The sequence below is a fragment of the Streptomyces sp. NPDC127197 genome (assembly GCF_042672405.1).
Classification (GTDB): Bacteria; Actinomycetota; Actinomycetes; order Streptomycetales; family Streptomycetaceae; genus Streptomyces; species Streptomyces flavusporus.
Map to the genome: position 1 here is coordinate 16,091 of NZ_JBHXVG010000066.1, position 10,294 is coordinate 26,384.

12 protein-coding genes and 1 pseudogene are annotated in these 10,294 nt (G+C 67.6%); 7 read left to right on the top strand and 6 right to left on the bottom strand.

The features are described from left to right. Positions 1-326, top strand: a 326-nt coding sequence (locus ACFVJQ_RS43100) for a WD40 repeat domain-containing protein (protein ID WP_385791233.1), incomplete at its 5' end; no start/stop codon positions are given. 553 nt (positions 327-879) lie between these two features. On the opposite strand, the gene ACFVJQ_RS43105 is transcribed toward ACFVJQ_RS43100, so the two are convergent. The 3 genes and pseudogenes from ACFVJQ_RS43105 to ACFVJQ_RS43115 form a co-directional block, all read right to left on the bottom strand. After that, positions 880-1,599 carry an IS6 family transposase gene (locus ACFVJQ_RS43105; RefSeq protein ID WP_385791235.1) on the bottom strand — a complete coding sequence of 240 codons (720 nt, stop codon included), beginning with the start codon at positions 1,597-1,599 and terminating at the stop codon, positions 880-882. 48 nt (positions 1,600-1,647) lie between these two features. Next, on the bottom strand, positions 1,648-1,920 hold the full coding sequence (locus tag ACFVJQ_RS43110) for a hypothetical protein (protein WP_385518418.1): 273 nt from the start codon (positions 1,918-1,920) through the stop codon (positions 1,648-1,650). A 28-nt stretch (positions 1,921-1,948) separates the two neighbouring features. Continuing rightward, positions 1,949-2,112, bottom strand: a pseudogene (locus ACFVJQ_RS43115) (ABC transporter permease); the annotation flags it as partial. Here ACFVJQ_RS43115 and ACFVJQ_RS43120 point away from each other — a divergent pair. From ACFVJQ_RS43120 to ACFVJQ_RS43140, 5 genes are all read left to right on the top strand, one after another. Further along, positions 2,107-2,553, top strand: coding sequence for an SGNH hydrolase domain-containing protein (locus ACFVJQ_RS43120; protein WP_385518421.1), 447 nt, complete (start codon positions 2,107-2,109; stop codon positions 2,551-2,553). The pseudogene ACFVJQ_RS43115 and the gene ACFVJQ_RS43120 sit on opposite strands and share 6 nt — an antisense overlap. A 167-nt stretch (positions 2,554-2,720) precedes the next feature. Next, entirely contained in the window at positions 2,721-3,986 is a 1,266-nt protein-coding gene (locus ACFVJQ_RS43125; RefSeq protein ID WP_385791238.1) for an MFS transporter, read from the top strand. Between the two features lie 49 nt (positions 3,987-4,035). Next, positions 4,036-4,884, top strand: coding sequence for an oxidoreductase (locus ACFVJQ_RS43130; RefSeq protein WP_385791240.1), 849 nt, complete (start codon positions 4,036-4,038; stop codon positions 4,882-4,884). A gap of 43 nt (positions 4,885-4,927) precedes the next feature. After that, positions 4,928-5,848, top strand: coding sequence for a helix-turn-helix domain-containing protein (locus ACFVJQ_RS43135; RefSeq protein ID WP_385791242.1), 921 nt, complete (start codon positions 4,928-4,930; stop codon positions 5,846-5,848). Positions 5,849-6,160: 312 nt separating this feature from the next. Further along, complete coding sequence (locus tag ACFVJQ_RS43140) at positions 6,161-6,457, top strand: PAS domain-containing protein (RefSeq protein ID WP_385791244.1); 297 nt, start codon at positions 6,161-6,163, stop codon at positions 6,455-6,457. On the opposite strand, the gene ACFVJQ_RS43145 is transcribed toward ACFVJQ_RS43140, so the two are convergent. Both ACFVJQ_RS43145 and ACFVJQ_RS43150 read right to left on the bottom strand, forming a co-directional pair. Beyond that, on the bottom strand, positions 6,442-6,537 hold the full coding sequence (locus ACFVJQ_RS43145) for an Atu4866 domain-containing protein (RefSeq protein ID WP_385518484.1): 96 nt from the start codon (positions 6,535-6,537) through the stop codon (positions 6,442-6,444). The genes ACFVJQ_RS43140 and ACFVJQ_RS43145 overlap by 16 nt on opposite strands. A 3-nt stretch (positions 6,538-6,540) precedes the next feature. Further along, positions 6,541-7,650, bottom strand: coding sequence for a low temperature requirement protein A (locus ACFVJQ_RS43150; RefSeq protein ID WP_385518480.1), 1,110 nt, complete (start codon positions 7,648-7,650; stop codon positions 6,541-6,543). A gap of 266 nt (positions 7,651-7,916) precedes the next feature. Between ACFVJQ_RS43150 and ACFVJQ_RS43155 the strand changes: the two genes are divergently transcribed. Continuing rightward, complete coding sequence (locus ACFVJQ_RS43155; protein WP_385518477.1) at positions 7,917-8,159, top strand: hypothetical protein; 243 nt, start codon at positions 7,917-7,919, stop codon at positions 8,157-8,159. Positions 8,160-8,353: 194 nt separating this feature from the next. Here the strand turns inward: ACFVJQ_RS43155 and ACFVJQ_RS43160 are convergent, their stop codons facing one another. After that, entirely contained in the window at positions 8,354-9,391 is a 1,038-nt protein-coding gene (locus ACFVJQ_RS43160; protein WP_385791247.1) for a helix-turn-helix transcriptional regulator, read from the bottom strand. Positions 9,392-10,294 lie beyond the last annotated feature (903 nt).

Sequence of the window (10,294 nt, forward strand, 5' to 3'; positions counted from 1 at the left end):
GTGCGTTCTCCCCGGACGGTACGCTGCTCGCCACGGCCAGCGACGACCGCACCGTCCGACTGTGGCGCGTCACCGACGGCACCCAACAGGCCGTATTGACCGGGCATTCCAGCTGGGTGGAGAACTGTGCGTTTTCGCCGGACGGTACGCTGCTCGCCACGGCCAGCCGTGATCAGACGCTGCGCCTATGGCAGGTAGCCACCGGTCGTTGCCACTGCGCCCTGCGCGTCGCCAGCGACCTGACCGGGATCGCCTGGCACCCAAGCGGCACGCTGCTCTGCGCCGCTGGCGGAGTCGGCGTGTACGTGCTCGCCTACCTGCCGTAGCCCGGTGCAGCACCCGCTGCACCGGCACAAGCCACCCACTCGAACGCAGCCGCACCGATCATCTCGTGCACCCCCTCGCGGTGGCGGCGGGCGAAGGTCATGCTGCCAAGATCCTCTCCCGGCGGCGGAGGTGTCCAACGGGAATATCCCGTCGGCTCACCATGTGACCAGATGGCCCCTACCAGGCAGGCTGCACGGGTTCGAGGCGGCTTTACCGCGAACTGCTCGCGCCCACACTTCAACAGAATCAAGACGATGTCGCGTAGCCGGGGGCATCACAGCCCCCGGCCCTCACAGAACCGTACGCAACGATCTCTCGTTATACGGCTCTTGTTGCCCTGGTCACCAGACGACGGGGACGGTGTTTACCCAGGCCCAGTGGGCAAAGAACCGGGGCCGCTGTTTGATGGTCCTGTTCCATGCTTCCTGCGCCTTCTTTCGTCCACGCAGCCGCTGGTACTTCTTGCGGATCCAGCGGCGTTGTCACGTTGTTGAGGGTGTGAGGTGTCTGAGGCCGCGTCAGCGCGGGTCGGGCCGGGTGGCAGTCCCGGGGTCAGGCCCTGGTGGGCTGGCCGACGACGCCGGTGATCTGGTCCCAGAGGGTGAAACGGATGGTCATCTCGAGGCGGTGTTCGGTGGCGGTCATCAGGTGGCGTGAGGGTCGGAAGTGGGGTGAGATGCCGCTGAAGGCGGACAGGAACCGTTGGGCTGCGCCGGCGCTGCGGAATCCCTTCATCGCGCGTTCGCGCTGCCGGGTGGGCTGGTGGGAGTTCTCGGCCCGATTGTTCAGGCCCTTGTGGGAGCGGTGCTCGACCGAGGGCATCACCTCGCGGTGGGCGGCACCGTAGGACCGGAGCTTGTCGGTCACGATCACGCGGGGCACCGACCGGGTCTTCTTCATCAGCTTCCGGAAGAAACGCCTGGCCGCATCCTTGTCGCGACGGCTCTGGACCAGGATGTCCAGGACGTTGCCGTCCTGGTCCACCGCGCGCCACAGGTACTTCCGCTTGCCGTTGATCTTGACGAAGACCTCGTCCGGATGCCATTTATCGCCTGGCCTGGGGCGGCGTCGGCACAGCGCGTCGGCGTAGGACTGCCCGAATTTCCGGCACCACCGGCGGACCGTTTCATAAGAGACGACGACGCCGCGCTCAAGCATCAGCTCCTCGACCTCGCGGAAGCTGAGCGGGAACCGGAAGTACAGCCACACGAAGTGGGAGATGATCTCCACCGGGTACCGGTGGCCCTTGTACGACGGCCGCGTGCTCGCCACGCACGATCCCCTCCCGAGGGTTATCAACTTGGAGACCATCTCACGCCGTTAGCCAACGTGACAGTGCCCCAGCCCGCCCTGCAGAACGAGCATCCCGGCCACGTTCGGCTGGTTGAGCGTGGCGCGAAGCTCGCGAGGGGCGTCTGCGTCGACGGTGCCCGCGGTCATCAGGTCCGGCAGGCAGAACAGCACGAAGACCAGCCCGACCACCGCGACATCCATGACCCACGGGCGCTCCCGGTCGGCCTGCCCCAGCCGCTCGCTCAACCGGCCCAGGCCGGCGATGAACGGGCCCATCCCGCTGATGTCGTCGGTGGTCACGGGGCTCACCTGTCCGTGGTGCGGGCCATCAGACGTCGCGGCGTACCAGGCGATACGCCGCCCCGCCCAGTGCGAGCACTGTCCAGCCGAGGAAGACCAGCAGCCCGGCCACGGCGACAAGGTCGTGGCGTCGTGGGTCAGGGCGAACATCGACTCGCCCGCGTTGCCGGGCAGGTACGGCTGGTCGTGGTCTCCTCCTCCGAGGCGGGCGAGTCGGCGAAGGAGCTCAAAGACCTGCTGCAGGACTGGGCGGCGGGCTATGGATCCGTCTACCGGCGGCTGGTCGGCGCTGCGGACCACGTGGTCGTACTGCTCGACAATCCGTGGCCGAAGAACGATGCCGTCGAGTGCGTGTCGAGTTACCCGCTGCAGCTGCAAGACTGCGAGCAGGACCAGCGCGACGCGATCAAGGACCCCACCCGCCGGGAGGCCAACCGGCAGGGCGCCCGCCGTGCCGGTGCCGCCGTGGTCGACCCGAAGCCCTGGCTGTGCCCCGGGTCGGGCAGGTGCCCCCGGGTCGTAGGCGACACGTTCGTCTACCGCGACGAGAGCCATGTGGCGGATCCCTACGCCGAGGCGCTGACCCCGGTGCTGCGCCAGGAGCTGCGGAAACTGGGGATGCTCGGCGGGTAGCCCTGGAGCAGCCTGCTCGTCTGCCTGGTACTGGCTTTCCTAGGGACGGCTGCCCAGGAAAAGGCCTCCCTGTATGCCCAGGCACTCCGCCACGACGATGGATCCCGCAAGGCGCCCTTCGCAGAGGAAAGCCACCTCTGCCGCCGACGCCGGATTCCCGTCGAAAGATGGCAAGACTGATGATCGCCGACAAGTCGGCTGCCCCCGAGCTCCGGGGGCACCGGCGCCCTACCGCCCAGTATCACCGGCAACACCGCCCCTGGCACTTCAAGACCGTGGTCGCGGTCGTCTTCGTGGTGATGGCCGCCAGCAGCGCGCCGTCTCCGCTGTACGGTCTCTACCAGCAGCAATGGCACTTCGGAACGACCACTTCGACGGTCGTCTACGCCTGCTACGCCGTCGGCGCGATCCTGACCCTGCTGGTCGCCGGGGACCTGAGCGAGCACCTGGGTACTCAGCGGACGATCGTGATGGCGCTGGCCACTGTCGTCGTCAGCTTTCTGACGTTCCTGCTTGCCACGGGGGCGTGGGCGCTGTGCCTGGCCCGCATGATCCAGGGCGTCGGGGTCGGGTTGCTCACCAGCAGCGCGGGCTCGGCCCTGGCCGACCTTCACCGGGACCGCAGTCACCGGGCCGCGGCGGCGGCCAACAGCGCGGCGACCTCGACAGGCATCGCGCTGGGCGCGGTGTTCTCCGGCCTCGCCGTTCAGTTCGCTCCCGCACCACTGGTCACCCCGTTCGTCGTGCTGGCCGTCCTGTCCGTCGGTGGACTTGCCCTGGTGCGGGCGATTCCCGCCTGGCAGGCCGTGCCCGAACGGCTCAGGCCCTGGCGCCCCCGGCTGCTGCGGCTGGGTGCGGAGCCACGGGGGATCCTGCTCCGGGTGGCCCCCATCGTGACGGCCGGCTGGGCGGTCGTCGGCCTGTACCTGGCACTGGGGGTCGACCTGGTCGCCGGCCTGCTGCACACCACCGACAGGGCACTGTCCTCGCTGGTCATCCTCGTGGTGCAGGGCTGCGGCGGCATCGCTCCGATGCTGCTGCGCCGGCTTGGCGACCGGGCGGCATCGGTGACGGGGTGTGCGCTGCTCGTCGCCGGGGTCGGGGTGTCCGTGATCGGCTACGACACCGCCCACGCCCTGTTGTTCTTCGCTGGTGCGGCAGTCACCGGTGCGGGCTTCGGCCTGTGCTTCATGGGGTCCACGAGCACCGTGACGGCTGCGGCGATCGCCAAGGGCTACCCCCAGCTCCTGCCGGGGTTCTTCGCCCTGGCCTACCTGGCGGTGAGTGTGCCGGTGGTCGTTCTGGGCGCCTCTGCTTCCCGGTTCGGCGTCGCGGCCGCCTTCTCGGGGTTCGGACTGCTCGTGGCACTGCTGGCCGTAGCAGCAGGGGTCATTGCTGTCCGCTCGGGCCGGGCCGAGCTCCGGAAGCAATAGCTACATCCAACCCGATTTTTCTAAAATCAAACGAATGAGAGGCAGTGGCATGGCCACTTGGTTCATCACTGGTGCGTCCCGCGGTTTCGGTCTGGAGATCGCGCGCCAGGCACTGGAGCGGGGCGACAAGGTCGTGGCGACGGCCCGCAGGCCTCAGGACGTACAGGACGCGCTCTCCCAGTACGGGGACAGTCTGCTCGCTGTCGCCCTGGACGTCACCGACGAGGCGCAGGCCCGTGAGGCTGTCGAGGCAGCCGTGGAGAGGTTCGGGACGATCGACGTCCTGGTCAACAACGCAGGACGCGGTGTGCTGGGCGCGGTGGAGGAAACCACCGATGCCGCGTTCCGCTCGGTCTACGACACCAACGTGTTCGGTCTGGCCAACGTCACCCGCGCCGTACTGCCGGTCATGCGCCGGCAGCGTTCGGGCCACGTTCTCAACCTGAGTTCCATCGGGGGCTTCGAGAGCGTGGCGGGCTTCGGCGTCTACTGCTCGACCAAGTTCGCCGTGGAGGGCCTGTCCGAGGCGATGCGCGCCGAACTGGCGCCGCTGGGTATCCAGGTCACGATTGTCGAGCCGGGATATTTCCGGACCGACTTCCTCGACGCCACCAGCCTGCTCACAGAGGGCCGGATCATCTCCGACTACGCCGAGACCGCCGGCGCGGTGCGCCAGGCCGTCCCCGGGCTCAATCACGCCCAGCCCGGTGACCCGGTCAAGGGAGCCACGGCCATCCTCGCCCTGGCCGACGCCGCCAACCCGCCGCTGCGCGCCCAGCTCGGCAGCGACTGCGCCTCGGCCATGGACCGTAAGATCGCCCAGCTTCGCGAGGAGACCGACACCTGGCGGGAGCTGGCCCTGTCCACGGACCATGACGACGCGAAGGTCACCAACTGACCCGCCGTGTGACTCGCATGAGTCACACGAGAAGGAGGCTGCCGTGACAGAACTCGGTGAATACCTGCGCGCATGCCGCGCCCGGGTCAGTGCGGAGCAGGTGGGGCTGCCCACGTCCGGGCACCGCCGGGTGCCGGGACTGCGGCGTGAGGAACTCGCCTCGCTGGCCGGCGTCAGCGTGGACTACATCGTGAGGCTGGAACAAGGCCGCGTGAAGTCCGCGTCGCCCGCCATCCTCAGTGCCCTGGCCCGGGCCCTCGAGCTGCGGCCCGACGAGGAGGAATACCTGCTGCGGTGTGCGGCCGAAGCCGGCATCTCCGACCGGGCGAAGCCGGTCACACCGAGAAATCAGCAGGTATCGCATGCAACCCAGGTCCTCCTGGACAGCATGGTGAATGTCCCGGCACTCGTGATGGGCCGCCGTATGGACATCCTGGCGTGGAACCGCCTGAGCGCGGCGCTGTTCACCGACTACTCCCAGCTGCCGGCCAAGCGGCGCAACCACATCTGGCTCACCTTCCTCGATCCCCAGGTCCGGGGGCTGTACGCGAACTGGGAGCAAGTGGCCCAGGAGTGTGTCGCCTACCTCCGCATGGACGCCGGCCGTTACCCGAACGATCCCGAACTCGCCCGTCTCGTCGGGGAACTGTCCTTGAAGGACCCCGACTTCCGCCGATGGTGGTCCGACCACAGGGTGCGGGCCCAGCGGCATGGCCGCAAGGAGTTCGTCCACGCGATCGCCGGGGAACTGAGCCTGGACTTCCAAGTGTTGGATGTGCGGGGCTCCACGGACCAGAGCCTGCTCGTCTACACGGCGGAACCGCACTCGCCGAGCGCGCAGGCCCTCACCTTCCTGGCGGGCTGGGCCGCTACCGAGCTCCCCGCCCGGCCGACGGAGGCGGCAGGATCCCCCCGGCGGCCCGGGACAGCACCTTCGGCGGGGGAATCCAAGGACGGGGCGTAGCGCATCAGCGGGACGGCCGGGCCGAAACACTTGGGGAGCAGGGTGTGCGACACCCTGCTCCCCAACGCTGTTCGTCTATACGCTCCTCACCTTCGCCCTGACCCTGGGCAGCTGGCAGATGTTCGGCAACGTCTCCCGCCTTCCCCCTGCTCTATGAGGGCACCCAGCAGATTCGGTGAGGAATCGCGCCCTCGGACTTGGCTGAGCAGCTCAACGAGTCCACGACCAGCAGTGGGATCCGATGCCGCGCGCGAGCGTCTCGGAGGACACTGAGGGCGTACCGAGTTCTGAGGCGAGTGAAAGCTGATGACTATGGGTGCATCTCACGCCACCGAGCGCAGTGGTCCCCATGGTGGAGTCCCGGCGGAAAACAAAGCCCACATCCTTGTCGACCAGCGGGGCACGGTGGTCGGGTGGAGCTCGGAGGCCGAAGGGCTGCTGGGCTGCCCGGCGGATGCAATGCTGGGGCGCCCGGCACTGGACCTGCTGGCCGGCGCCGATCCCAATCGGTCACAAGAGCGAGGGCCGCTTCCGAGCCCTTCGCCCGGATCCTTCACCTCGCCGCGGCACGCCGGGGCAGTGCGCGCTGGCGCTCAGGGCGTCCGGTAGAGGGTCAGGTGCTCGTGGTAGAGCATCCCGTCGCGGACCTCTCTCGTGGCGGTGAAGGCGGGGTTGCCGACGTAGTCGATGTGTCAGCCAGTACTCAGGGTCGCCTGAGAGGCTTGGGTCCTTTGTGACGCCAGGCGGTGGTCGACGGTGGCGATGGCCGCCAGGACGCCCCCCACCAGGGTCATGCCGAGCCAGCCGGCGACGGACGCCGTCGCTCCCAGCGGCACCGCGCACACGGCCCCCACCAGGCGGTCGGCGAGCCGTCCGCTTCCCAGCAGGCCCCGGTAGGCCGCGTGGCCCAGGAGGAACACCGCTGTGCCGCAGCCCAGCCACCACCGGTGCGCATGACCGTCGAAGTGGTGAATGGCGTCGGTGATTCCCGCTGCGACCAGGATGACGCCGACGATCATCACGAGATGCGCGCCGGTGAACGCGTAGTAGGCGAGCATCTGGCGACGGTGCTCGGTGGCCTTTTCGAACTCGGCGTCGGCCCGGCTTTCGTCCCCGTCGAAGTACACCCACCACAGGCCCGACGCCACGGCGATGCCCAACGCCACGCCGAGCGCCAGGGGCGCGTCGACCGCGTGGCTCTCCGATCCCTCGGCGCCGATCCCGATGGCGACCACCGACTCGCCCAGAACGACCAGCAGGAGCAGCGCATGCCGCTCCACGAAGTGATGCGGCTCGAGGACGAAGCCGCGGATGCGGCCCAGGAAGGGCGAGAGGTACAGGACCAGCACAGCGGCGGCCCAGCACACCCAGCCCCATGCTTCCGGCAGGTGCGGGGCGACGAGTACGAGGACCCCGGCCGCGGCGTTGAACGGCATGTTGCGCAGGATGGCCTGCCGCGCCGACGGGGCATTGGCGGTCAGATAGACCACCCCGTGGATGGCGACCACGGCCAGATACGCCAGGGGAAAGGCCCAGCCCTCGGGCGCGAAGGCGTACGGCACGTCCAGCCCCATGATGAAGAAGCCGGTCATCGCGAGCATCAGCAGCAGCCGCACCGGCACCGCGTCAGGCCTGACCGCGTTGGTGAGCCACCCGAACCCGCTGAACATCCACCACACGACGACCATCGGGAACAGCCCCTTGAGGAGGCCCTCCCACCCGGGGTGGCTCTCCACCGCGTGGGTGACCTGGGTGACGAAGAAGACGAACACCAAGTCGAAGAAGAGCTCGGCCGGCGTCACCCGGCCCTGGGTGCGCTCTGAAATCCACAGTCGCCTGGGAACGAGAGAAGTCTCGTTCCGTACGGTTCTTCTCATGGGCGGTTCGCTTTCCCCCATCGGTACGAGCGGACAGCCGTCCGCCGGGGCACCCGGTGGCGAATCCTGCGATCGAAAGAGGCGGCAGAAACGCCACAGCGCGCCTGACCCTGCTCGCCGTGGCTGAGGGCAAAGGTCTCCTGGCAGTTGGCGGCATCCAGATTAACTGATCGTTTCTGCGTGAGATCGGCGTGCCGGCTGGGTTCGACTCGCTGCTCGGCAATGACCACGGTCGCCTCGACCCCACCGAGATGATCGACGCGATGGTGCGGATCGTGCCCAGCGACACGAGCAAGTTCTGCAACGTGGTACCGGAGTTCATCGAGAAGATGCTGAAGCAGAGCCAGGACGAGGCCTGGGACATCACCATCCGGGTGTTCCGTCCACGGAGATCGACGACAGGGATCTCCGCTGAGACATCTCGAAACGGCTGAGGGCCTTCTGGAGCAGCGTGGATCGCCACATCCGCAGCGGAGACCGGAAGGCCCTCATCCCGCATTACCTCAGGCCCCGGCAGGGGCGAATTTCCCCCAGAGGTCTGGGGCTGTTGAACAATGAGAGCGCGACAACCAGCGGATCGGCCATGCCCCGAAGGCTCCGTGAGGACGATTTTCCGTTGATCACTGCGTCACCGGCCTGGGCACGGTAAGTCGAGGTCAGTGGTGTCGGTCGCCGCCGCGCTCGAGGCCGGCAGCGGCACCGCTCGCGCCTCCCGGCTCGCGCTCGGCGGCGCAGGCACCAGCCGTGGCGCGGCTGACGCGGAACGGGTGCTGCTCGGCGGGCTGGCCACGGAGTCGGTCTTCCGGGAGGCAGACGTGGCCGTTCTTATGGCACTCGTGGCGATGGCCGGATCGGTGGTACGGGTGAGCCGGCGAAGGCCTGCGTCGGAGGGCGAGCCCGGGACGACGCTGTAGGTGAAGAGCGTCTGATCAGGTTCGTTCGGAATGTGGAGGCGTTCGCTGTGGAGCACGATCTCGCCGACCAGAGGATGGCGGTAGCGACGTCGGCCGTTCCTGCAGAGCTCAACCTCATGGGTGGCCCAGATTCGGCGGAATTCGGAACTCACCGCCGTGAGCTCGTCGACGAGCGCGGCGACGGCTGGATCGTGTGGATGGCGGGCGGCGTCGAAGCGCAGCATGGCGATCGCCTCGTGGGCTGCGACGTTCCAGTCCGTGTACGGTGCCTTGCCCGGAGCGTCGAGGATCAGCCAGCGAAGGTAGTTTCCGCGGGCTCCCAAGCCGCGGAACAGCGCGTGCGCGGGCTCGTTCATGGCGAGGAGGTTGAGTAGCCGTCCGAGGACGAACGCCGGGGTGGAAAGGTTCTCGAGCAGCAGGCGTAGTCCGGCGCTGATCTGCTGGTCGTCGGCACACCTGGGTGCGTGGGTGGCAGACGTCCGGGCGATCTCGTACAAGTAAATTCGCTCGACAGGGGTGAGGCGCAGAATCCTGGTGACCGAGTCCAACAACGCATCTGACACGTTGGGGCAACGGCCCTGCTCGAAGCGGACGTAGTAGTCCACGCTGATGCCGGCGAGGTCGGCCACCTCTTCCCGCCGAAGGCCGGGCACACGGCGCGCTCCAGGCCCGAGCGGCAGACCCGCCTCCTCGGGTGTCACCTGGGCACGGCGTGAGCGCAGGAAATCTCGGAGCATCGTGTTGCGGCTCATTGGGGCCGCCGCATGGCAGCGAAGGGGGGTACTGGCGTACCTAGGGTCGTGGCCGTCCCAGGGACGAACGCGTCCCTTCCGTGCCTGACGGTTATGTCATCAGCTACAGGCATGCCAACTCTCTCGGGCGAGGTCGAGCGGGTGCTCTTCGCAGGCGTCGCTACTCGAATGTCAGCTCTGTTCAAGAGGCAGTCCGAGGCGCGTCTTGACTTCTGCGGGACTGGTGGGACTGATGGGAATGGCGGGACGCTGTTAGATCTGTCCGGAGGGTCGGTGGCATGACGGCGGGCGAGGAGCAGGTGCTCGAGGAAAGCCGGGCGTCGGCGTTGACACGCAGGGCGTGGCGGAACTCGGTGCATCGGGGCTGAAAGGTCGTCGATCATCGGGACTGCCTCGCGCGGATTTAGGCTGACGGGTGCGGCGGGAATGCGTACTACAGGACAGGGTCCCGCTGCCTGTACGAACTCGCATCCGTAGCGTCCCTGGCGGGATGCCCCTGAGCGGATCATGCGGACGTGGACGCGTTCGGCCTGCGAAGTGCGCCGGGGTGCGGCCTGCGTCTCTTGAACAGAGTCGTGGGTGACTCCACGACCTGGACGATGCCGACACGTGTTCGATTTGCTGGTGTGTCGAGCATGAGAATCGCGAAACAGACCTCACACGCATAGGTGCCCGGCGGCCATTTCTCTTCAACGGCATAATTGCACAACGTGGCGGAGTGCTACTTTTACTGAGCAGCGACATCTGACTGGAGGGCCAGAATCAAAGAATTCCCCTTGCCTGGCAAGTAACCCTCCGGAAAATCAGGATTGAGGCGCCATGAAGCATGTGGAAACCGAGGCACGGTCGGCCGGCCAGTCACCGCCTGGTGTCTCCCGGGTTGATGTCACTCTCACTGTCAAC

Coding starts and splice junctions, on each gene's coding strand:
- ACFVJQ_RS43140 (WP_385791244.1), top strand. CDS start 6,161: ATGGGTGCATCTCACGCCACCGAGCGCAGTGGTCCCCATGGTGGAGTC.
- ACFVJQ_RS43130 (WP_385791240.1), top strand. CDS start 4,036: ATGGCCACTTGGTTCATCACTGGTGCGTCCCGCGGTTTCGGTCTGGAG.
- ACFVJQ_RS43125 (WP_385791238.1), top strand. CDS start 2,721: ATGGCAAGACTGATGATCGCCGACAAGTCGGCTGCCCCCGAGCTCCGG.
- ACFVJQ_RS43160 (WP_385791247.1), bottom strand. CDS start 9,391: ATGAGCCGCAACACGATGCTCCGAGATTTCCTGCGCTCACGCCGTGCC.